22 protein-coding genes are annotated in these 22485 nt (G+C 66.7%); 8 read left to right on the top strand and 14 right to left on the bottom strand.

The features are described 5' to 3' along the window. Nucleotides 1-80: 80 nt before the first annotated feature. Both BW981_RS06670 and BW981_RS06665 read left to right on the top strand, forming a co-directional pair. Nucleotides 81-464 (top strand): RidA family protein, encoded by a 384-nt coding sequence (locus BW981_RS06670; RefSeq protein ID WP_076437421.1) that lies wholly within the window; start codon nt 81-83, stop codon nt 462-464. 86 nt (nt 465-550) lie between these two features. Then, on the top strand, nt 551-2140 hold the full coding sequence (locus tag BW981_RS06665; protein ID WP_076437420.1) for an ABC transporter substrate-binding protein: 1590 nt from the start codon (nt 551-553) through the stop codon (nt 2138-2140). Between the two features lie 49 nt (nt 2141-2189). On the opposite strand, the gene BW981_RS06660 is transcribed toward BW981_RS06665, so the two are convergent. Then, the gene (locus tag BW981_RS06660; protein ID WP_083712209.1) at nt 2190-2702 is read right to left on the bottom strand and encodes a DsrE family protein; all 513 of its coding nucleotides are present in this window, start codon (nt 2700-2702) and stop codon (nt 2190-2192) included. 188 nt (nt 2703-2890) lie between these two features. Here BW981_RS06660 and leuB point away from each other — a divergent pair, with 188 nt between their 5' ends. From leuB to BW981_RS06640, 4 genes are all read left to right on the top strand, one after another. Then, the gene (gene leuB / locus BW981_RS06655) at nt 2891-4000 is read left to right on the top strand and encodes a 3-isopropylmalate dehydrogenase (RefSeq protein WP_076437418.1); all 1110 of its coding nucleotides are present in this window, start codon (nt 2891-2893) and stop codon (nt 3998-4000) included. 136 nt (nt 4001-4136) lie between these two features. After that, nucleotides 4137-5093, top strand: coding sequence for a protein-methionine-sulfoxide reductase catalytic subunit MsrP (gene msrP / locus BW981_RS06650; protein WP_076437416.1), 957 nt, complete (start codon nt 4137-4139; stop codon nt 5091-5093). Between the two features lie 51 nt (nt 5094-5144). Next, nucleotides 5145-5759: a methylated-DNA--[protein]-cysteine S-methyltransferase gene (locus BW981_RS06645; RefSeq protein ID WP_175624063.1), complete on the top strand. Its 615-nt coding sequence runs from the start codon at nt 5145-5147 to the stop codon at nt 5757-5759. A 105-nt stretch (nt 5760-5864) separates the two neighbouring features. Next, nucleotides 5865-6416 carry an NADPH-dependent FMN reductase gene (locus tag BW981_RS06640; RefSeq protein ID WP_076437414.1) on the top strand — a complete coding sequence of 184 codons (552 nt, stop codon included), beginning with the start codon at nt 5865-5867 and terminating at the stop codon, nt 6414-6416. Nucleotides 6417-7003: 587 nt separating this feature from the next. On the opposite strand, the gene BW981_RS06635 is transcribed toward BW981_RS06640, so the two are convergent. From BW981_RS06635 to BW981_RS06625, 3 genes are all read right to left on the bottom strand, one after another. Beyond that, nucleotides 7004-7894: a LysR family transcriptional regulator gene (locus tag BW981_RS06635; RefSeq protein WP_076437413.1), complete on the bottom strand. Its 891-nt coding sequence runs from the start codon at nt 7892-7894 to the stop codon at nt 7004-7006. A gap of 144 nt (nt 7895-8038) precedes the next feature. Then, entirely contained in the window at nt 8039-9004 is a 966-nt protein-coding gene (gene trxB, locus BW981_RS06630) for a thioredoxin-disulfide reductase (protein WP_076437411.1), read from the bottom strand. An 83-nt stretch (nt 9005-9087) separates the two neighbouring features. Then, entirely contained in the window at nt 9088-10077 is a 990-nt protein-coding gene (locus BW981_RS06625) for a mitochondrial fission ELM1 family protein (RefSeq protein WP_076437791.1), read from the bottom strand. A gap of 92 nt (nt 10078-10169) precedes the next feature. On the opposite strand from BW981_RS06625, the gene BW981_RS06620 reads away from it, so the two are divergent. Then, entirely contained in the window at nt 10170-10634 is a 465-nt protein-coding gene (locus tag BW981_RS06620; protein WP_076437409.1) for an Lrp/AsnC family transcriptional regulator, read from the top strand. 84 nt (nt 10635-10718) lie between these two features. On the opposite strand, the gene BW981_RS06615 is transcribed toward BW981_RS06620, so the two are convergent. The 4 genes from BW981_RS06615 to BW981_RS06600 all read right to left on the bottom strand — a co-directional run bounded on the left by BW981_RS06615 (nt 10719) and on the right by BW981_RS06600 (nt 16615). Next, nucleotides 10719-11222: a hypothetical protein gene (locus BW981_RS06615; protein WP_076437407.1), complete on the bottom strand. Its 504-nt coding sequence runs from the start codon at nt 11220-11222 to the stop codon at nt 10719-10721. Nucleotides 11223-11345: 123 nt separating this feature from the next. Continuing rightward, a complete protein-coding gene (greA, locus tag BW981_RS06610; protein WP_076437405.1) occupies nt 11346-11819 on the bottom strand; it encodes a transcription elongation factor GreA in 474 nt (157 codons plus the stop codon). 122 nt (nt 11820-11941) lie between these two features. Next, nucleotides 11942-15289 (bottom strand): carbamoyl-phosphate synthase large subunit, encoded by a 3348-nt coding sequence (gene carB, locus BW981_RS06605; protein WP_076437404.1) that lies wholly within the window; start codon nt 15287-15289, stop codon nt 11942-11944. A 186-nt stretch (nt 15290-15475) separates the two neighbouring features. Beyond that, complete coding sequence (locus BW981_RS06600; protein ID WP_244560245.1) at nt 15476-16615, bottom strand: putative bifunctional diguanylate cyclase/phosphodiesterase; 1140 nt, start codon at nt 16613-16615, stop codon at nt 15476-15478. Nucleotides 16616-17036: 421 nt separating this feature from the next. Here BW981_RS06600 and BW981_RS06595 point away from each other — a divergent pair, with 421 nt between their 5' ends. Beyond that, entirely contained in the window at nt 17037-17441 is a 405-nt protein-coding gene (locus tag BW981_RS06595; RefSeq protein ID WP_076437400.1) for a GtrA family protein, read from the top strand. A 3-nt stretch (nt 17442-17444) separates the two neighbouring features. Here BW981_RS06595 and BW981_RS06590 read toward each other — a convergent pair whose 3' ends face one another. The 6 genes from BW981_RS06590 to carA form a co-directional block, all read right to left on the bottom strand. Further along, entirely contained in the window at nt 17445-17915 is a 471-nt protein-coding gene (locus tag BW981_RS06590) for a hypothetical protein (RefSeq protein WP_076437399.1), read from the bottom strand. Between the two features lie 2 nt (nt 17916-17917). Then, nucleotides 17918-18763, bottom strand: a complete 846-nt coding sequence (locus BW981_RS06585; RefSeq protein WP_076437397.1) for a hypothetical protein — start codon at nt 18761-18763, stop codon at nt 17918-17920. Nucleotides 18764-18845: 82 nt separating this feature from the next. After that, complete coding sequence (locus tag BW981_RS06580) at nt 18846-19538, bottom strand: class I SAM-dependent methyltransferase (RefSeq protein ID WP_076437395.1); 693 nt, start codon at nt 19536-19538, stop codon at nt 18846-18848. A gap of 166 nt (nt 19539-19704) precedes the next feature. Beyond that, nucleotides 19705-20130, bottom strand: coding sequence for a group III truncated hemoglobin (locus BW981_RS06575; RefSeq protein ID WP_076437394.1), 426 nt, complete (start codon nt 20128-20130; stop codon nt 19705-19707). Nucleotides 20131-20211: 81 nt separating this feature from the next. Next, complete coding sequence (locus BW981_RS06570) at nt 20212-21021, bottom strand: prephenate dehydrogenase (protein WP_076437392.1); 810 nt, start codon at nt 21019-21021, stop codon at nt 20212-20214. A 201-nt stretch (nt 21022-21222) separates the two neighbouring features. Beyond that, the gene (carA, locus tag BW981_RS06565) at nt 21223-22422 is read right to left on the bottom strand and encodes a glutamine-hydrolyzing carbamoyl-phosphate synthase small subunit (protein WP_076437390.1); all 1200 of its coding nucleotides are present in this window, start codon (nt 22420-22422) and stop codon (nt 21223-21225) included. Nucleotides 22423-22485: the final 63 nt, after the last annotated feature.

The following is a 22485-nucleotide window of genomic DNA, read 5'->3' as shown; positions in this document are numbered from 1 at the left end:
ATGCCTGAACCGGTGCGGCATGGATCCCGGGTCTCCTTCCGGTCGCACGGGATGACGGCCGTTTCATTCGGAGAACTCCCATGCGCCGCCTGATTTCCACCGGCTCGCCCTTCGAGCGCGCCTTCGGCTATTCGCGCGCCGTGATCGACGGCGACCTTGTCTTTGTCTCGGGCACCACCGGCTACGACTACGCCACGATGACGATGCCGGAGGATGCCGCCGAGCAGGCGCGGAACATCTTCCGCACGCTCGAGGGCGTGCTGGCGGACGCCGGGTCCTCGCTCGCGCAGGTGGTGCGTGCCCAGTATTTCGTCACCGACCGCGTCCATTGCGAGCCGGTGCTGACCGTCTGCGGCGAGGTCTTCGGCGAGATCCGGCCGGCGGCGGGCATCTATGTCGTTGCCGGGCTGCTGAAGCCCGAGATGAAGGTCGAGATCGAGGTGACCGCGCGACTGAGCCGATAGACGGGCTCCCGTCGGCGCCGATCTGGTATATCTCTTGCGTGCAACCGCTGGCTCAGAAGGCGGGCTACAGATCAGGGGAGACGATCATGACAACGAGCCGTCGCACGGTGCTCAAGGGGACGAGCGCGCTTGCCGCTTCTGCCTTCATGCCGAATGCCAGCTTTTCGCAAGGAAGTTCTGCTGCCCTGCGCTTCATCCCCTCGACGCCGCTGCCCTCGCTCGATCCGATCACGCTGACGAGCTATGTCATCCGGAACCATGGCTACCTGATATATGACACTCTGTTCGCGACCGATGCCCAGTTCGGCATCAAGCCGCAGATGGTGGAGAGCTGGGAGACCGCGCCGGACGAGCTGAGCTGGAGCTTCGCGCTGCGCGGAGGGCTCGCCTTCCATGACGGGCAGCCCGTCACGTCCAGGGACTGCATCGCCTCGATCGCCCGCTGGTCGAAGCGCGACGCCTTCGGCCAGACTTTCGCGACCTTCGTCGAGGCCTATGAGCCGATCGACCAGCGCAGCTTCCGCGTCAGGCTGAAGAAGCCCTTCCCGATGCTGCCGGCGGCGCTCGGCAAGCTCTCCTCCAACGTGCCCTTCATCATGCCGGAGCGGATCGCGCTGACCGATGCGATGAGGCCGATCACCGAAGCCATCGGCTCCGGGCCGTGGCGCTTCGCCGACAAGCAATGGGTGCCCGGCCAGAGCGCGGTCTATGAGCGCTTCGCCGAGTACAAGCCGCGCGAGGAAGAGCCATCCTGGGCCGCGGGCGGCAAGGTGGCAAAGATCGACCGGATCGAGTGGCTGGCGCTGACCGAGCCGGGCGCCGCGGTCGGTGCCCTGACCAAGGGCGAGGTGGACTGGTACGAGCAGCCGCCGGTCGACCTGCTGCCGGTGCTGTACAAGAGCAAGGATGTTGTGATCAGGAACGTGCCGCTGGGGCTGTTCCTGGTGATGCGCTTCAACCATATGCAGGCGCCCTTCAACAATCCGGGCGTGCGACGGGCGGTGATGGCCGCGATCCAGCAGAGCGACTACATGGACGCCGTGGTCGGCGACAAGGCCTACTATCAGGAAGCCAAGACCTTCTTCACGCCCGGCTCGCCGATGTCGACCGGCGCCGGCGGCAAGGAGGCGCTGCCGGGCGATCTGGAGAAGGCCAAGGCCATGCTGAGGGAGGCGGGCTACAGGGGCGAGAAGGTCGTGCTGCTTGCCCCGTCCGACCAGCCCATCGCCTATCAGCAATGCATGGTGACCCAGGACCTGCTGAAGAAGCTCGGCATCGCTTGCGACCTCGTCGCCACCGACTGGGCGAGCTTCATCGGCCGGCGCGCCAATCGCGGCCTGCCGGAGCAGGGGGGCTGGTCGATCTTCCATACGCTCTGGTCCTGCGCCGACACGCTGAACCCTGCCCTGCACCCGCTGATGCGCGCCAATGGCAGCTCGGCCTTCTTCGGCTGGCCGGACGACCCGACCATGGAAGGGCTGCGCGACCAATGGATCGCGACCCCCGAGGACGCCAAGCAGAAGGAGATCGCGGCACAGATCGAGCGGCGCGGCTTCGAGGTGGTGCCCTATGCGCCCTGCGGGCTGGTGCAGCAGCCGATGGCCTATCGCACCAGCCTCAAGGGCATGGTGCTGGCGCCCGTGCAGTTCTTCTGGAACATCGAGAAGACGGGCTGAGGTCTGCGAGCGCGGCCATCGGCGGCAGCGCCAATGGCCGCACACCCGCTCAGCCGAGCGGCTTGAGATAGACGTAACCCTGCTGGGCCAGCGACGCCGCCTCGGCGATGCCGGCCGGGACGATGTCGGCGGGCGCAACGCCATAGAGGTCCGCCGGATCCAGGTCATGCCCCATGATCGTGTTGCGGCAGATCAGGAAGCGCACGCCATCGCGTTTCAGCGCGTCGATGCGTGCGGCGAGATCCTTGTCGCTCCTGGCGAGTTCCAGCAACTCGATGCCGTCGCCCTGCAGGACGATGCGCAGATCGAGGCGGCCGACGCCGACCGCCTGCAGATGGTTGCGGGCGATCTGCAGCAGGTTGCGATAGCGGCCATGGCCGATCAGGCCGCTGCCCTCGGTGACATGATAGAGCGCCTTCTGCGTCGCATAGGGCGCGAAGGTCATCGCCTTCACGGCCTCGGGCGTATGGCCATGCGTGCTGCCGATGGCATAGCGCCAGCTCCCGAGTGCGGTTGCTGCCAGGATGGGCAGCGTCCAGAGCAGTCGTTTCGAGCGTGTCATCGTGAAGCCGGTCCGTCACATTCCGGGACGAAGCATGGGTTTCGCCCCTTTCCACCGCGTCAGGGTCCAAGCCTCGTGCCGATGCGCCCGGCGGTACGCCGGATTGCCGCCAGAGCATTCCCCTTTCCGGGCCGATGCTCTAAGCAGCCGCGCGAGGAAACGGATTTCCCAGACGAGGCGAGACGACCATGGCGACCCACAAGCTCCTGATGCTCCCCGGCGACGGGATCGGCCCCGAGGTGATGGGCCAGGTCGAGCAGATCGTCTCCTGGTTCGCCAAGCAGGGGCTCGGCTCCTTCGAGATCGAGAAGGGCTTGGTCGGCGGCGCGGCCTATGACGCGCACAAGCAGGCGATCTCCGAAGGCGACATGAAGCTGGCGCAGGAGGCGGACGCCGTGCTGTTCGGCGCCGTCGGCGGGCCGAAATGGGCGGATGTTCCCTACCAGCACCGCCCGGAAGCCGGGCTGCTGCGCCTGCGCAAGGATCTCGGCCTGTTCGCGAACCTGCGTCCGGCGATCTGCTATCCGGCGCTCGCCTCGGCCTCGTCGCTGAAGCCCGAGGTCGTCGAGGGGCTGGACATCCTGATCGTGCGCGAGCTCACCGGCGGCGTCTATTTCGGCGAGCCGAAGGAGATCGTGACGCTCGAGGACGGCTCGAAGCGCGGCGTCGACACGCAGCTCTACACCACACCGGAGATCGACCGTATCTGCCGCGTCGCCTTCGAGCTGGCGCGCACGCGCCGCAACAAGGTCTCCTCGGCCGAGAAGCACAACGTCATGAAGACCGGCGTGCTCTGGAAGCAGACGGTGACCGCGCTGCACGCCAAGGACTATGCCGATGTCGAGCTCGAGCATGTGCTGGCCGACAACTGCGCCATGCAGCTCGTGCGCTGGCCCAAGCAGTATGACGTCATCGTCACCGACAACCTTTTCGGCGACATTCTCTCGGACGTGGCGGCGATGCTGACCGGCTCGCTCGGCATGCTGCCCTCCGCCTCGCTCGGCGCCGAGGATCCCGCCACCGGCAAGCGCAAGGCGCTCTACGAGCCCGTCCACGGCTCGGCGCCCGACATCGCCGGCAAGGGCCTCGCCAACCCGATCGCGATGATCGGCTCCTTTGCGATGGCGCTGCGCTATTCCTTCGGCAATGGCGAGGCGGCCGACCGCCTCGAAGGCGCGATCGCCGACGTGCTCGGCTCCGGCACCCGCACCAAGGACATCGCCGCGCCGGGCGCCAATGCGGTGTCGACGACCGAGATGGGCCAGGCGATCGTCAAGGCGCTGGAGGCGCGGGGCTGAGTTCGGGGCCGTCGGCAATAGGCAATCGGGAAAAGTCCGATCGCCCATTGCCCTTCCTTCCTCTCCCCCTCGTGAATTGCCGCGTCTCCGCTTTCGTGGCCTAACGGCCTTCAACGAAAGCGGAGACAGGTCCGTCATGCTGATCAAGCGCCGTGCCGGCTGGGAAATGCCGGAAAGCGAGGCCACGCCGGAGAGCGTGTTCCTCAATCGCCGCGAGCTCATGGCGGGGGCCGCTGGCCTCGCCGGGGCGGCTGCGCTGCCAAGCCTCGCCGCCGCGCAGGCGGCCGACCCGACGCTCGATCTCTACCCGGCCAGGCGCAACGAGGCCTACAAGCTCGACGTGCCGCTGACCAAGGCGGAAGACGCGGCGAACTACAATAATTTCTACGAATTCGGCATGTCGAAGGACATTGTCGACGCTTCGCAGAAACTGCCGGTGCGGCCCTGGTCGATCCAGGTCGACGGCCTTGTCGAGAAGCCTTTCGAGATCGGTTTCGACGATCTCGTGCGCAAGCTGCCGCTCGAGGAAAGGCTGTATCGCTTCCGCTGCGTCGAGGCCTGGGCGATGGCGGTGCCGTGGACCGGCATTCCGCTGGCGTCCTTCGTGGCGATGGCGAAGCCGCTTTCCGGCGCCAAATACATCCGCTTCGAGACCTTCATGAATCCGCGCGTCGCACCGGGGCAGAACCAGCGCTGGTATCCCTGGCCCTATACCGAGGGGTTGACGATCGCGGAGGCCACGAACGAGCTGCCGCTGCTGGTCACAGGCATCTACGGCAAGCCGCTGCCGACGCAGCACGGCGCGCCGATCCGCCTGATCACGCCGTGGAAATACGGGTTCAAATCGGTCAAGTCGATCCGCAAGATCAGCTTCGTCGCGGAGCGCCCCAAGACCTTCTGGGAGGGGCTGCAGGCCTCCGAATACGGCTTCTGGGCCAATGTGAACCCGGCCGTGCCGCATCCGCGCTGGAGCCAGGCGAGCGAGCAGGTGCTGGGTTCGCGCGAACGGCGGCCGACACTGATCTACAACGGCTATGGCGAGCAGGTTGCCGGGCTCTACAAGGGGCTGGAGGGCGAGAAGCTCTTCATGTGAGCCGCTGACGGCGCTCGTCATGCCCGGGCTTGACCCGGGCACCGGCTGCCCATGACTCTCGGGTCAGCGCTTGCTCTGCCCGAGACTGATATCGTGACCCAGCATTTCCATCTCTTCGAGACCGCGATCGGCATCTGCGCGCTGGCCTGGGAGGGCGAGCGCTTCATCGGTGCGCAGCTCCCCGAGGGCGATGAGGGGGCTGCACGGCACCGGCTGGCACGGCGCTTTCCGGAAGCCAGCGAGGCGGCTGCGGAAGGCTTCGTCGCTGGGGCGGTCGCAGGCATCCAGGCCCTGTTCGCCGGGGAGAAGCGGGATCTTTCGGATCTTCCACTCGCGATCGAGACCGTCCCGGCGTTCCACCGCAAGGTCTACGAGATCGCGCTCGCGATCCCGCATGGCGAGACGCTGACCTATGGCGAGGTCGCGCAGCGCCTGGGCGAGCCGGGAGCGGCGAGGGCGGTCGGCGTCGCGCTCGGCCAGAACCCCTGGCCGATCATCGTGCCCTGTCACCGTGTCCTGGCGGCCGGCGGCAAGACAGGCGGCTTCTCCGCGGATGGCGGCGTCGAAACCAAACTCAGGATCCTGACCATCGAAAAGGCCCGGACCAGCGCCGAACCCAGCCTGTTCGATGCCTTGCCGCTGGCCGCGCGGCCCGGTTCGCGCTGAGCGCTTGCTGCTTGGGACGCTGCAATGATGGGCTTGCGGGCGAGCGCTTGCGTCCAGCCCCCGCGCCGCTAGTGTCGCGGCCTTCAACTCCGTTTCGAGGGTATCATGGCCAAACTGAAGCTCGCCATCGTCGTCGGCAGCAACCGCCGCGAGTCGATCAACCGCAAGCTGGCGCAGGCGCTGGCCAAGCTCGGCGAAGGAGCTTTCGAATCGTCCTTCGTTCAGATCGACGATCTGCCGATGTTCAACCAGGACCTCGAGCCCAACCGGCCCGAGCCGACGCTGCGGCTGAAGCGCGAGATCGAGGCGGCCGACGCCATCCTGATCGTGACGCCGGAACACAACCGCGCGATTCCCGCCGTGCTCAAGAACGCCATCGACTGGGCTTCGCGGCCCTATGGCAAGAGCTCCTGGGCCGGGAAGGTCGTGGCCGTCACCGGTACCAGCGGCGGCGCTGTCGGCACCGCCGCGGCCCAGCAGGAGCTGCGCATGATCATGACCAATCTCGCCGGGGTCGTCGTCGGCAGCCAGGTCTTCATCAACTACAAGGACGGGATGTTCGACGCCGAGCACAATGTGACGGACGAGACCACCCATGCCTTCCTGAAGGGCTTCCTCGACAACGTCGCCAAGATCGCGGGCAGGTTCGCGGCCTGACGGGCCCCGTCCGAGGGTACAAAGGCATCGCTCGAACGAGCGGTGCCTTTTTCTTTGAGCTCGGCCGAACTGGTGCCGGCCCGCCGCGTCATTCGACAGCAAGCCCAGCATGGCGGTGCGGCCTTCGAACGCAGACCGCGCGACAAAAAAAGAGCCGGCATCCCTTTCGGGAGCCGGCTTTGTAAGTTTGAAACATCTGGCTCAACCGCCAAACATCTCAGAGGGGAACGGCTGAAACGAACTCAACGCCGGGAGGAGATTGCGGAGCCCGTTTCGAACAACCGTGGCTTCAATATTGTGCAGGCCCTGCCGTTTTGCAATGCAGCATAGCTTGGGTCTGTCATGCGCAAATTGCATGGCTAGGGCCCGAATGGGACTAATTTGACTGTAAATGATTGAGAAATATGCGCTCGACGCAGATTGAGCACGATGGAATGCTCCGCAGAGGGCCAGTCGCAGACGGTTCGGCCCACCGGAGCGGCATATCGGCTCGAGGCTCGATCCGACTGGAGGGCGCCCCGAACGGAAAACCCGCCGCCCAAGAATCAGGCAGCGGGTTCAGGCTGACGAACGCTCGGTGCGTCGGCTCAATAGGTCCAGCGTTGCGCCTTCTGGATCAGGAAGTCCCGGAAGACCTGGACGCGCGCGACCGACTTCATTTCCTCGGGATAGACCAGATAGCTCTCGAGCTGCGGCATCTCGGTTTCCCGCATCATCTGCACCAGCGGCGAGCCCGGCTCGATCAGGTAGTCCGGCAGCACCGCGATACCCGCTCCGGAGTCCACGGCCCGCTTCATCGCCGTGATGTTGTTCACGGTCAGATGGACGGGGCGCGGATTGCGCTGGTCGCGGCCGATGGTGCCGAGCCAGTGCACCGCCGTCAGATAGGAGGGCGAGGTTCCACCGAAGGACAGGATGCGGTGGTTGTCGAGGTCGTCATAGCTCTTGGGCTCGCCGAAGCGCTTCACATAGGCCGGTGCGGCGTAGACGTGGAAATGCACCGTGAAGAGCTTGCGCTGGATCAGGTCCGGCTGCTGCGGCTGCCGCAGGCGGATGGCGATGTCGGCCTCGCGCATCGACAGGTCGAGTTCCTCGTCGGTCAGGATCAGCTCGACGCGGATGTCGGGGTACAGATCCAGGAACTCGGCCAGGCGCGGCGTGAGCCAATGGCCGCCCAGGCCGCGCGTGGCGGTGACCTTGAGCTCGCCCGACGGATGCTCGCGGGTCTCGGAGAGCTGCGAGCGGGTGCGCTCCAGCCGCTGCGTCATCTCCCGGGCCGCACGCCAGAGCAGCTCGCCCTGTTCGGTCAGGATCAGGCCGCGGGTGTGCCGGTGAAAAAGCGGCGCGCGCAGCTCACGCTCCAGCGCACCGATCTGGCGGCTGACGGCCGATTGACTCAAGCCAAGGACGTCGCCAGCCTTGGTGAAGCTGCCCGACTCCGCGACCGTATAAAAAATGCGAATGCGGTCCCAATCCACCGCGCGTCCCCCGTTATGCGTTTCGCGCATGTTGGGGGGTAAAGTCCTTGTGCGTCAATGTCTGCTTGGCGGAGATTGTTCTTTTTGGGACTGAATCTGGTGAGATGATCCATCAATTTGCGTGATGGATCATCCTCTCCGGCCTCACTCCGCCGCGTCACGCTGATCGAGGGCGCTGGCGAGCAGCCAACGCTCGGCGTCGAGCGCGGCCATGCAGCCCATGCCGGCCGCCGTCACCGCCTGCCGATAATGTTCGTCCGTGACGTCGCCGGCCGCAAAGACGCCGGGGATGTTGGTATTGGTCGTGCCGGGTTCGACGTCGAGATAGCCGCTCTCGCGCATGGTGAGCTGTCCCGCGAAGAGGTCCGTCGCGGGCTTGTGCCCGATCGCGATGAAGACGCCGTCGGCCTTCAGCTCGCTCTCTGCACCGCTCTTGAGGTTGCGCAGGCGCAGATGGGTGACATTTGGAGGCTGCGTCGCGCCGCAGATCTCGGCGATCTCGCTGTCCCAGACGAGTTCGATCTTCGGATGCTTGAACAGGCGCTCCTGCATCACGCGTTCGGCACGCAGCGAATCGCGGCGGTGGACCAGCGTCACCTTGCTGGCGAGATTGGCGAGATAGAGCGCCTCCTCGACCGCGGTGTTGCCGCCGCCGACGACCACGACCTCCTTGTTGCGGAAGAAGAAGCCGTCGCAGGTGGCGCAGGCCGAGACGCCGAAGCCCTGGAAGGCCTGCTCCGAGGGCAGGCCCAGCCATTTCGCCTGGGCGCCGGTGGCAATGATCAGCGCGTCGCAGGAATAGGTCTCGCCCGCATCGCCCCAGAGCCGGAAGGGTCGCTGCGACAGGTCGACCCTGGCGATATGGTCGAAGACCATCTTCGTGCCCATGTGCTCCGCCTGGGCGCGCATCTGCTCCATCAGCCAGGGGCCCTGGATCGGGTCGGCGAAGCCGGGATAATTCTCGACATCGGTGGTGATGGTGAGCTGGCCGCCCTGCTGCAGGCCGGAGATCAGGACAGGCTCCAGCATCGCGCGGGCGGCGTAGATGGCCGCGGTGTAGCCGGCCGGGCCGGAGCCGATGATCATGACGCGGGCGTGGGTGTGGGCCATCGTCTTTCTTCCTTCCGCGCGGCGAGGCCGCGCCCGATACCGTCAGATACGCGCGCGACGATGCCGGACAAGGAGCGCGCGGTTCAAGAGCCCGCGAGCCCCAGCTCGGATCGGTGGCGCAGCCATCCTCGTCTTATCGCATCGGCGATGACTGGCGTGGAGTCCATCGGCGCATAGGGGGAGCCGTCGAGCTGTCCACGGAAAGGATGCGCGGCGCCGGCGCGGATCAGATTGGCGATGAGCGCCGTGATCTTGGGATGGCCTCCCGAGGGCTCGAAGACCAGCACGGGTTTTCCGGTCGCGGTCGCCTCGCCGAGCATATTGGTGGAGTCGGCGGTGACGAGAATCGCGTCGGCATTGGCGAGCAGGGCGAGGAACGGGTTCTCCTCCTTGCCGTCCCACCACCAGCCGCCATGGCGGGCGAAAATCGCGGCGACCGCCTCTGCCAGCGGGGCCTGTGTGCGCCTGGATGGTGAGCCCATGAGGCTGGCGCCACTCGCTGCCAGCGCATCCAGACCCCCGGAGAGCCGGGCGATATCGGGAGCGGTGAAGCGGTGGTGCCGGCTGTCGCCGCCCACCAGCACGGCGACGCGCGGGCGGGGCAGGGCCGCGATGAAGGGCGGCGGGGCGGCGCGCGCGGCGGCCAGCTTCTCCTGTGTCAGCCGGTGCGGCGCTGTCGGGGTGACGAGGACGTTGTCGCCGCGCAAACGGTCGTGCTCCGCCACCCAGATCAGGTCTGCCGCGGAGGGGCCGGTGCGCGGGTCCTTGAGAAAGGCGGTGAAGGTCGCGCCGTTCGAGGCCTTCTTCAGCGCGCGCAGATAGGCCACCGCGCGCCGACCCGAGGCGATGGCGATATCGGGAAAGGGGCGCGAGAGGGGGCTGCCGGGGCGGTCCGGTGCCTCGCGGGGGTCGATCGGCCCGCGCGGCATCAGCCAGGCGAACGGCTTGCGCGGGGCGACGCGGCGGATCACCGGAGAGGGGGCCAGACGCTCGGCCACGCCCAGGCATTGCAGCTCGTCGCCGGCTTTTCCGTCGGTCAGCACCCAGACGGTCGGCTCGGGATTCGCGTGCATGGCGGCGTCGGACGGCGGCATTCGCCTTGTATCGCCCGGCGGCGGCGTCTACACCAGCGCGGTCTTTCCCCGCACCCGATCAGGGACGATCCTTGGCCGCCAAACGCGACGATATCGACCTGCGGATCCTGCGCGAGCTTCAGGCCGACGGGCGCATGACCAATGTCGAGCTCGCCAGCCGGGTCGGCATCTCGCCGCCGCCCTGCCTGCGCCGCGTGCGCGCACTGGAAGAAGCCGGGCTGATCCGCGGCTACCATGCCGATCTCGACGAGCGCGCGCTGGGCTTTGAGGTGGTCTGCTTCGCCTTCGTGCATCTGGCGAGCCAGGCGGAGGCCGATCTTTCCGCCTTCCAGGCGCGCATCCGCGAATGGGCGCCGGTACGGGAATGCTGGACGCTGTCGGGCGACATCGACTTCATCCTGAAATGCGTGGCGCCCGACCTGAAGGCGTTCCAGGATTTCGTCGGCGAGCTGACCGCGCTGCCGAATGTCCGCAACGTTCGGACCGGGCTCGCGCTCGACCGGGTCAAGGACGAGCCGATCGTTCCGTTCGGGTGAGCACGCCGCTTCGCGGCTGGTCTAGGATGACGGAGAAGGTGTCGCGGCCGCCGATCACCCGAGCGGCAGCCGGCGATCCCTGTCTCACGCCTCGACGTAGCGCTTGATCCACCAGGCGTTGTTGCGGGCCAGGGCTTCCAGACGAAGCTGGTCGAGGTTCGGCAGGCCGCGGGCCATGCCGTCTGCGAACTCGGTCGAGCGGATCGGCCAGGACCCGACCGCACGGCCAGAGGCGTCGTAGAGCGTGGCGACGCTTTCCATGATGTCTGCGGCGCCGCCGCCATCGCGGACCCGGCCGCCATTGCCGCCATTGCCGGAGAGCCAGAGGCTGTTCACCGACACCACGAGCCTGTGGCCGCTGCCGGCGAAGCGCGAGCCGAGGATGCTGGCCAGCGTCGATTCGAGCTCGGAGCGGACGAGGCCGAGATTGCGGCCCCAGGCTTCTGCGACACTCGGCGCGAAGATGATCGTGACGGGCCTCGCCACGGCACGCGCCGGGCGCGCCAAGGCTGGCGCGAGCGCCGCAGGCAGGAGGGCAAGGGCAGCACCGGCTGCGGCGAGGCCGAGAAAATGGCGGCGTGTGGTCATGACGGGTCTCCGAAGGTCGCTTGCTTCGATGTGGTCATGCCGTTGGCGCTTTGCCAGCCCGGTCGCAGCGGCGTGATCGTGAGGGGGCCATGCAGGGGCGCAGTCGAGATGCGCCCGGTGCGATCAGCGAAAGACGACGTCGACGATCTCGTAGGCCTTGCCGCCGCCGGGCGTGTTGACCTGCACCGAGTCGCCGATCTTCTTGCCGATCAGGGCGCGCGCGATCGGCGAGCCGATCGAGACCTTGCCGGATCTCACGTCCGATTCCGGCTCGCCGACGATCTGGTAGGACTTCTCTTCCTCGGTATCCTCGTCGATCAGCTTGACGGTGGCGCCGAACTTGATCGTGTCGCCGCCCAGCTTCGAGACGTCGATGATGTCGGCGCGGCCGATCAGCGATTCGAGCTCCATGATGCGGCCCTCGTTCAGGGACTGCGCCTCTTTCGCCGCGTGGTACTCGGCGTTCTCGGACAGGTCGCCCAATGCGCGCGCCTCGGCGATGGCCGTGATGATGCGCTGACGCTGGACCTGCTGCCGGTCCTTCAGCTCTGCTTCCAGGGCGGCGAAACCGCCGGCCGTCATGGGAACCTTTTCCATTCTTTCCGTCCCGTAAGCTTCGAAAGCGCGGGCCGCACCGGCCGCATCGGCCACCGGTGTCCCACGCTTCCGCTTCGACTTCTAAAACCGCGCGGAGCAACACCGCGCGGACTTGCCCGAAATCAGGCCACGTCTTCGAAGTAGGATTGCAGCGATCGTACCTCGAGATCGCCGCTGCTATAGGCCTTGATGCCTTCCGCTGCCGCGATCGCGCCCGCCAAGGTGGTATAATAGGGCACCTTGTGCAAGAGGGCCGCGCGTCGTAGCGAACGGGAATCTGTCAGCGCCTGCGGGCCTTCCGTGGTGTTGAAGATCAGCTGGATTTCGCCGTTCTTGATCGCGTCGACGACATGGGGCCGGCCTTCCAGCACCTTGTTGATGCGGGCGACGTCGATGCCCTCCTCCTGCAGCAGGCGCAGCGTGCCGCCGGTCGCGAGGATGCGGAAGCCGAGGCCCGCGAGCATGCGGACCGATTCGACAATGCGCGGCTTGTCGTCGTCCCGCACCGAGACGAAGAGCGTGCCCTTGACCGGCACCTTCGAGCCGGCGCCGAGCTGGCTCTTGGCGAAGGCGACGTCGAAGGAGCGGTCGAGGCCGATGACCTCGCCGGTGGACCGCATCTCCGGCCCGAGCAGCACGTCGACGCCGGGGAAGCGCGCGAAGGGGAACACCGCCTCCTTGACCCCGACATGGCCAAGCTTCTGCGCCTTCAGCCCGAAGCCCGCCAGGGTTTCGCCCGCCATGATCCGGGCGGCGATCTTGGCGATGGGCTTGCCGATGACCTTGGCAACGAAGGGCACGGTGCGCGAGGCCCGCGGATTGACCTCCAGCACGTAGATCACGCCGTCCTTGATCGCATATTGCACGTTCATCAGCCCGCCGACATCGAGCGCCAGCGCCATCGCCTTGGTCTGGCGCTCCAGCTCGGCGATGATCTCAGGCGCCAGCGAGCGCGGCGGCAGCGAGCAGGCCGAGTCGCCCGAGTGGATGCCGGCCTCCTCGATATGCTCCATGATGCCGGCGATGAAGGCGTCCTTGCCGTCGCTGAGGCAATCGACATCGACCTCGATCGCATCCGACAGGTAGCGGTCGAACAGCAGCGGGTTCTTGCCCAGGACCGTGTTGATCTGGCCCGTCTTGTCGTTCGGGTACTTCGCCTTGACCTCGGAGGGGATCAGCGAAGGCAGCGTGCCGAGCAGATAATCCTCGAACATCGGCTCGTCGCGGATGATCGCCATCGCCCGTCCGCCCAGCACATAGGAGGGGCGCACGACGAAGGGCAGGCCGAGCTCGGCCGCGATCAGGCGCGCCTGCTCCACCGAATAGGCGATGCCGTTCTTCGGCTGCTTCAGCTGCAGCTTGTCGAGCAGGCGCTTGAAGCGATCACGGTCCTCGGCGAGGTCGATCATGTCCGGAGACGTGCCGAGGATCGGGATGCCGGCCTCCTCCAGCGCATTGGCGAGCTTCAGCGGGGTCTGGCCGCCGAACTGGACGATGACGCCGTGCAGCGTGCCCTTCTGCTTCTCGGTCTCAAGGATTTCCAGCACGTCCTCGGCGGTCAGGGGCTCGAAATAGAGCCGGTCCGAGGTGTCGTAGTCGGTCGAGACCGTCTCCGGATTGCAGTTGACCATGATGGTCTCGTAGCCCGCATCCTTGAGCGCGTAGCAGGCGTGGCAGCAGCAATAGTCGAACTCGATGCCCTGGCCGATGCGGTTGGGGCCGCCGCCGAGGATCACGACCTTCTTGCGGTCGGACGGCTGCGCCTCATCGGCCGCCTTGCCCACGAAGGGCATCGCGTAGGTCGAGTACATATAGGCGGTCGGCGAGGCGAACTCGGCCGCGCAGGTGTCGATCCGCTTGTAGACCGGGCGGACCTCCAGCGAGCGGCGAAGCTCGCGCACCTCGGCCTCGCTCTTGCCGGCGACGGCGGCGAGCCGCTTGTCGGAGAAGCCCATCGCCTTGATCTGGCGGAAGGCGCCGGGCGTCGTCGGCAGGCCGAACTTGCGGATCTTCTCCTCGGTCTCGACGATGCCGCGCATCTGGGCGAGGAACCAGGGGTCGATCTTGCAGCTCTCATGGATCTGCTCGTCGGTGAAGCCGAGGCGCATCGCCTGCGCGACATGCAGGATGCGGTCGGGCGTCGGCGTCGAGATCGCGGCCTTGACGGCGTTCTTGTCGTCGCCGAGGCCGAGGCCCTCGACCTCGATCTCGTCGAGGCCGTCGAGACCGGTCTCCAGCGAGCGCAGCGCCTTCTGCAGCGATTCCTGGAAGGTGCGGCCGATCGCCATCGCCTCGCCGACGGACTTCATCGCGGTGGTCAGCGTCGGCTCGGAGCCCGGGAACTTCTCGAAGGCGAAGCGCGGGATCTTGGTGACGACGTAGTCGATCGTCGGCTCGAAGGAGGCCGGGGTGGCGCCGCCCGTGATGTCGTTCTCGATTTCGTCCAGCGTGTAGCCGACGGCGAGGCGGGCGGCGACCTTGGCGATCGGGAAGCCGGTGGCCTTCGATGCCAGCGCCGAGGAGCGCGAGACGCGCGGGTTCATCTCGATGACGATCATGCGGCCGGTCGCCGGGTCGATCGCGAACTGGACGTTGGAGCCGCCGGTCTCGACGCCGATCTCGCGAAGCACCGCCAGCGAGGCGTCGCGCATGATCTGGTATTCCTTGTCGGTCAGCGTCAGCGCCGGCGCCACCGTGATCGAATCGCCGGTGTGGACGCCCATCGGATCGAAATTCTCGATCGAGCAGACGATGATGCAGTTGTCCTTCCTGTCGCGGACGACCTCCATCTCGTATTCCTTCCAGCCCAGCACGCTCTCCTCGATGAGGACCTCGCTGGTGGGGGATGCGTCGATGCCGCGCTCGACGATGTCGATGAACTCGCCCTTGTTGTAGGCGATGCCGCCGCCCGTGCCGCCCATGGTGAAGGAGGGGCGGATGATGGCGGGCAGCCCGATATCCTCCAGCGCGTCCAGCGCCTGGCCGAGCGTCTTGATGTGGTGCGAGCGCGGCGTGTCGAGGCCGATCTTGGTCATCGCCTCGCGGAAGAGCTCGCGATCCTCGGCCTTGTCGATCGCCTCGGCGGTGGCGCCGATCATCTCGACGCCGAATTTCTCCAGCACGCTGATCTTGCTGCCGTCGGGCTGGAGGATGGACTTCTTGTTGAGCGACAGGGCGCAGTTCAGCGCGGTCTGGCCGCCCATCGTCGGCAGCAGCGCATCGGGGCGCTCCTTCTCGATGATCTTGGCGACGACCTCCGGCGTGATCGGCTCGACATAGGTGACGTCCGCCAGGTCCGGATCGGTCATGATCGTCGCGGGGTTCGAGTTGACCAGGATGATCCGGTATCCTTCGGCCTTCAGCGTCTTGCAGGCCTGGGTCCCGGAATAATCGAACTCGCAGGCCTGGCCGATGATGATGGGGCCCGCGCCGATGATCAGGATGGACTTGATGTCTGTGCGCTTGGGCATGGTCTCGACCGTCTCGGCGGGCGCGCGCGAGGCCGGTCCGTTCGGGCGAGCGGAGGCCTGGCGAGCGTCGGAATGAATGCTAGGCGCTCGCTATAGATGGGCGAGGCGGCCGGGGGAAGGGAAAAGCGCGCCTCCACCCGATCAACGCACAGGTTGGAAACGCGCCGGAGCGTTCCGCCGATCCCGTTACGCCATGGCAGGCACGCGGGCCTGCGGGGCCGGGCGCTGCGCCTCGGCGAGCCATTGCTCGAAGGCGGGCAAAGGCATCGGGCGGCCGAAATGAAAACCCTGGAAGCCGGTGCAGCCATAGGCCTGCATGATCCGGTGCTGCTCTTCCGTCTCGATGCCCTCGGCGAGAACATCGAGGCCCAGATCGTGCCCGATCTGGACAATGGTCTTGGCCAGTGCGGCCGCGCGGCGGCTTTCGGCCACGCCCCGCACGAAGCTGCGATCGACCTTGATCTGGTTCAACGGGAGTTGGCGCAGATAGCTCAGTGACGAATAACCGGTGCCGAAATCGTCGAGCGAGATGGCGAAGCCCGCGTGCCGCAGGAGCAACAGCTTCGTGACGATGGCGTCCACGTCGTTGACGAAGACGGTCTCGGTCAACTCCAGCTTCAGCCTGTCGGGGGCAATCTCGCTTCTGTCGACCGCCTGCCGCAGCGCGGCATAGAAGTCGGGCTGGATGAACTGGTCGGCCGTGACGTTGATCGAGAGGGTAAGGGCTCTCCTCGACTCATCTGCTCGCCAGTCGGCGAGCGTTCGGCAGGCCTCTGTGATGATCCAGGTCCCAAGCTGCGGCATGAAGCCGACCTGCTCCGCCAGGGGAATGAACTCGGCCGGAGGAACCTCGCCCCGTTTCGGGTGGGTCCAGCGCAGCAGCACCTCCGCGCCGAGGACCTTGCCCTCGGCATCCACCTGCGGCTGATAGACCAGCCGAAACTGCCGCTTCCAAAGCGCTTTCTGCAGTTCGCTCGCGATGTCCGTGCTCCGCGACAGGTCGATCTGCATCGCGACGATGCAGGCGCCGAGCATGCAGATCGAGACGCTGGCGTTGATCCAGGCTCCGGCGGATCTCACGCTCTCCGACATCGGAATCGCAATGGCGACGGACGGGTTGACGGCCGCGATGGCGATAAACGCCACCAGGCAGGCGACGATGATCGGCACTTGAAGCAGCAAGGGTTCGCGCCGGTAGTTGATGAAGCCGACCACCGCGATCACGAGCAGGTAAAGATGAGTGGTGCGCGGGATCGCGGTGGTCGGGATATCGAAAACCAGCGCGAAGAAGACGATGTAGGTCAGGCAGACGATCTGGGCCAACATCAGGCCGAGAGAGAATTTGCCGCTGCGCCCGATGAGCCAACACGGGATTGCCAGGATTCCGAGCGTCGCAAGCCCGATTGCGGCTGTCCAGTGCTGCGAAACCACAAAAATCGATAACCAAAAAAGGCCGAGAAACACGCCGAACATGCTGCCGCATCGGCAAATGTTGATCAGGTGGTCGGCTCGTTGAATGTGACGAAATCGAGCATTGCGTGGCATAGAGGCGCTTTGCACTAACATAAATAAGGTCTAATGCATGGACGGCTCGCCCGTGCGATTGTTGCATACGCGGAAATAATGAACATTCTGTTCGGCTTTCGTTTAGAATGTGCGCCCGTGAGTTGCGCGGCCGCGGTGCCGGCATCGATGACCGTCCCTGGCCCGTAGGCAGCCTCGATCTGCTGGTCTATAGGCTGCGGCGATGTCGTCCCGCCGCTATCCGCGCCAGTTCCGCCAACTTCTCGTCTACGGCTTTGCCGGCGGGCTGACCGCGATCGCCCATTACGGTGTGCTGGTCGGTCTCGTCGAACTCGGGCGGTTCGACCCCGTCCCGGCGACGCTCGCCGGTTTCGTCGTCGGCGCGCTGGTCTCCTATACGCTGAACCGCTGGATGACCTTCGAGGCGACGCGCAGCCATGCGCAGGCCGGCTGGCGGTTCGGACTGATTGCCGCCGGTGGCTTCGCGCTCACCGGCGTCCTGATGCACCTCTTCGTTACGCGGCTCGGCCTGCCCTATCTGCCGATGCAGCTCGTGACGACGGGCCTGGTGATGGTGTTCTCGTTCCTCGGGCACAAGTTCTTCAGCTTCGCCGACCGCGGCGCCTGATGCTCAATGCTGGGGCGCGACCGTGAGGGTCAGCTGCCGGCGGCCGATTCGGCCTTCCTTGTCCATCGCCTCGATCTCGATCACATGCGTGCCGGGGGGCACGACCACCGAGGGGGCGTCGATCCCGGCCGGGGTGATGAAGGACTTGATGCGCTCGGTGATGTCGACCGGCGGCTGGCGGCGATAGTAGACGCGCACGCTGGCAGGATCGACCGGCACGCCATTGCTCGGCATGAAGCGCACGGCGAGGCGGAACGGCTTGCCGTCGACGCCCTTGTCCGGCGTCGGCAGCGTGTCGATGCCCGGGCCGCGGGTGAGATTGCGCGTGCTGCCATTGCCCATGGCCGATGTCGGCATGCCCGCCTCGCTGGGGGTGATGAGCTGGATCGGCTCCGCGGCGCCGGCGGCGCTCAGGCTGGCGGCGACAAAGGCGGCAGACAGGATGTGCCGGACGAGCACAGGCGTGATCATCATTCTTATTTCACTCCCAGGATGCCGGCGACGAGGCCGGCGATGGCGGATATGACCGTGCTGACCATGAGAATGGTGGTTTCGATGGTCTTCAGCGTTTCCATCGGCACCTTGCCATGCACGGCCAGCAGCCCTTTCCGCAGTTCCGGCAGCGAGACGAGGCCGCGCGCGGCGAGCGCAGCCTGCGTGACGCGCAGCAGCATGCCCGAGAACATCGAGGCCGCGATGCTGAGCGCGTAGAACGCCGTCTCGCGCCAGGCCGCCGGGCCCTGCGGAAGGAGCGGTATGTTGTCGTGCCAGCCGAGCAACGCGTTCATGGTCGCGACGGAAAAAATCGCGAAGGCGATCGCAACGCCCAGGTCGAAGGCGATCAGGCGCGGGCGGATGCCGAAATAGATCGCACCGGTGACGAAGGGGATCGCGATCGAGGCCAGCCGCAGCACCCAGAGCGGCAGATCGAGCCAGAGCACGACGGCGCAATAGGCGAGCAGCAGCAGCACGAGCCCGAAGGGCAGCACCCAGAAGCGGCGTCGTGCGGCCGGAAGGACGTGTGGCGCGGCGGGGAGGGCCTCCGCCGCTTCGGCCTGGTTCCCAGAGGCGGCGGCAATCTCGGCTGGCGCGGGCCGGTCCGCGAGAGCCGCCAGGGCCGCGCGGTCTTCCTCCGCGCTCTTTTCGAAGGCCGCGAGACGGGCCTCCAGCGCATCGAGGCGGCTCAGCAGCGGCAGAACGGGTGTCAGATCGCGCCCGCAGCAGCGGCAGGACAACACGCCCCGGTTGAGCGAGGCCTCACAATAGGGACAGGCGAAGGGGTCCTGCACGGCGGCCTCGGCATGGGAGCAAGGCGCGCTCAAGCCATATTTTCCGGCTTAGATCAAGCGGTTCGGGCGACATCGATGCGCTGGCGACCTTTGGCCCGGCAGATGGACCGGCCGATCAGTCCGGCTTGTTCGCCTTGAAGGTCATGCGATGCGGATTGTGCCCGAAATTGGCGTCGCGGCGGACCTCGACGAAGCCTGCCTCGCGGACCAGCGCCATGGCATCCTCGGCCGCATAGGTCGCAAGCCCATATTGCGCCCGCAGCTTGCGGTAGTCGGAGAAGGCGGTGCGGACCAGCCCGGCCAGCGCAGCGGTGAGGAAGCCGCCGCGCCAGGCGAAGCCGAGGAGCTGGGTCGCATCGGTCAGCGGGCTGACATCGGGCGGGATGACGTCGGCGAGGACGAGCGCGCCGCCGGGCTTCAGCTTCTCGCGCCAGGTCACGAGCAGCGCCTTCAGCTCGTCGCGGGAGAGGTACTGGATCAGCGAATTGGCGACGACCAGGTCGAGCGCGTTCTCAGGCAGGGCCTCGACCTCTTCCGGCGCGACGACCGCGATGGTGTCGATGCGCCCGAACTGGCTGCGCAGCTTCTCGCGCACGCTGGGCGCCGCTTCGCAGAGATAGAGCCGGCCGCAGGCCGCGGCAACGCGGGCGGCGTCGAGGGCCTCGCCGCAACCATGGTCGAGCACGACAGCCTCGCGCGAGGGGATATGTCCGATCAGGTCGGTTGCGATCTGCCGGTAGTGCAGGGCCTTGTGGCGCGGGGACACATAGATGGCGTGCTCGCCGTTCCAGAAATCGCGCCAGGACATGCTTCGCCTTTATCCCCTGCGGCCGCGCGTGCCGGCCTGTGCTCTCGACTAGCCATAGAGGGCGGGCCGGCGCAACCGGCAGGGGCTTCGCCCGGCCGGAACCTGTGCAGGCCCTGCGCCTTGCTCCGCGCGGGACGGCCCGCGTTTTCGCAAACGGAGAGTGCGGCTATCGCACGCTGTGCCGCGGCCCTGCCACCTCACCGCGCTGGCTGGCGCGGGCCATTTCGAAGCTGTCGGCGATGCGGCGGGCGCGGATGATGAAGGCCCAGGCGATATCCGGCGGGCAGATCTCATGGGCCGTCGCCTCGAAGAGTTCGAGCCAGCGGTCGAAATGCGCGGCCGTCAGCGGCAGGATGAGATGGGGGCGCATCGGCCGGCCTTCGTAGCGGCCGGTGCGCAGCATCACATTGCTCCAGAAATCGGTGATGCGCGTGATGTGGTCTTCCCAATCCTCCACTGCCGCCTCGAAGATGGGGCCGATGACCTCGTCGCGCCTCGCCCGCGCATAGAAGATGCGGACGAGATTTGAGATCATCTGCTCCCGCAGGTCGGGATGGGCGGCGCCGGGATGCGCGAGCGGGTTGTCGGTCATGAATTGCAGTCCGGCAGGGAATGGCTCCCGATATGGCGGGGTGCTCCGCCCTTGCATAGGGCTGTCGGCGTCGCAGGCGCGCTACGACGCCTGCTCCAGCGAGGCATCGTCCGGGGCGCGTGTCTCGGCTGCGTCATGCCCCCGCTCCAGGAAGAGCCGCATCTCCTCCGCCAGGCTGAAGAAGCGGTCCCGAACCGCCTTGGCATGCGGATTGGCGCGCTCGATCGCCATGAAGACGTTGGGCGCGTCGTAGCGGACCATGTCGGTGGCCTGCATCAGCAGGTCGAAGCTCGCTGTCGTCATCCGGCGCGGCAGCGGCTCCATCCGCACCAGGATCTTGGCGATGAGATGGGTCAGGCCCTGAACCATCGCGACCTCGCGGTCATGCGCGTCGGGCGTGGTGACGATGACCTCGAGCTTCAGCACATGGCGCAGGAAGGCGGCGATGCGGGGCGTGGCGCCGCCGCGAATCGGACAGAGCGCGATCTTCAGGCCGGCGAGGCCGTTGCGGGCGCTCTGCGGGCCGAACAGCGGATGCGTGCCGACGATGCCGACATGCGTCGGCAGGCCTTCGACGAGAGCCCGGGCCGGCCCGATCTTGACCGAGCCGACATCCAGCACGACCGTGCCGGCGCGCAGATGGGGGTGCAGCGCCGCGATGGCGTCCGGAATGGCGGGAACGGGCACGGCGAGAATGACGAGGTCGCAAGCCGCGACCTCGTCTGCAGTGGCAGGAGACAGGCCGCGCCCACCGTCATCCGGCGAGGGCGGGCAATGCAGGTCGTGGATGCGCAGTGCGAAATGCGGCTGAAGATGGCGGGCCATCAGGCGGCCGAAGGCGCCGAAACCCATGATCCCGATGGTGGAAACGCTTCTGAGAGACGGTGACATCGCTTTGGTCCGGAAGGTGGGCCGCGATGTCGGAGAAGAGCCTGAAGTTCAACCGCCAGCGCGGCGGTTGAGCATGGGAACGCCACCGCCTCTATGAGGACGGGGCGTAATAGCTGCGGAGGCTGGCCATCAGGCTGGTCATGAGCTGCTTAAACCGCGAGGCGCGCGCGCGGTCAAGCAGGTTTGCGCGGAAGCGGCGGCTCAGGCCGCCTTCGCCTTGTCCATCAGCTCGACGAAGCGAGTGAACAGATAGTGGCTGTCCTGCGGGCCGGGCGACGCTTCCGGATGGTGCTGGACGCTGAAGGCGGGCCGGTCGGTCAGCGCGATGCCGCTGTTGCTGCCGTCGAAGAGCGAGACATGGGTCTCGACCGCGTTGGCGGGCAGGCTGGCGGGATCGACGGCGAAGCCGTGGTTCATCGAGACGATCTCGACCTTGCCCGTGGTCTTGTCCTGCACGGGGTGGTTGGCGCCGTGATGGCCCTGCTTCATCTTCATGGTCTGGCCGCCGATGGCGAGCGCCATCATCTGGTGGCCGAGGCAGATGCCGAAGGTCGGCACCTTCTTCTCGAGCAGTTCCTTGATCACGGGCACGGCGTATTCGCCGGTCGCGGCCGGGTCGCCGGGGCCGTTGGAGAGGAAGATGCCGTCCGGGTTCAGCGCCAGGATCTCCTGCGCGGTGGCGGTCGAGGGCACGACGGTGACCTCGCAGCCGGCCTTGGCGAGCAGGCGCAGGATGTTGCGCTTCACGCCATAGTCGATGGCGACGACCTTGTGCCTGGCCGTCTCGCGCTTGCCATAGCCTGCCGGCCAGACCCAGGGGGTCTCCTCCCAGTCATAGCGCTGGGTCGAGGTAACCAGCGGCACGAGGTCTAGACCCGCCATGGAGGGCAGGGCGGCCGCTTCCTTCTTCAGGCGCTCAATGTCGAAGACGCCGTCCGGGCTGTGAGCCAGGATGGCGTTGGGCATGCCGTTGTCGCGGATGAGCGCGGTGAGCGCGCGGGTGTCGACGCCGCAGATGCCGACGATGTTGCGCATCTTCAGCCAGGTGTCGAAATGCCGGGCGGAGCGCCAGTTCGAAGGCTCGGTGATGGCGGCGTGCAGCACGCAGCCGCGCACGCCGGAGGAGGCGGCGGCGTTGACCGTCTCGGTGTCCTCCTCGTTGACGCCGACATTGCCGACATGCGGGAAGGTGAAGGTGATGATCTGCCCGGCATAGGAGGGGTCGGTCAGGATTTCCTGATAGCCCGTCATCGCCGTGTTGAAGCAGACCTCGCCCGGCGCTTCGCCGACGGCACCAAGGCCGAAGCCTTCCAGCACCGTGCCGTCCGCCAGCACCAGGAGCGCAGTCGCGCGCGGTTCGGTCCAGCCGGTCTCGGCGGGGTTTCCTTCGTGAGCGGTCATGTCTATGTCTCGGTCCAGGCCGCTGATCGCGGCAGAATGCGGTGGCGGGGCTTGCGAAATCCG

It is taken from the genome of Allobosea sp. TND4EK4, from assembly GCF_900156025.1.
Classification (GTDB): Bacteria; Pseudomonadota; Alphaproteobacteria; order Rhizobiales; family Beijerinckiaceae; genus Allobosea.
Note: the sequence above shows the minus strand (reverse complement) of the source record. Positions and strands in the feature narration are given on the sequence as shown.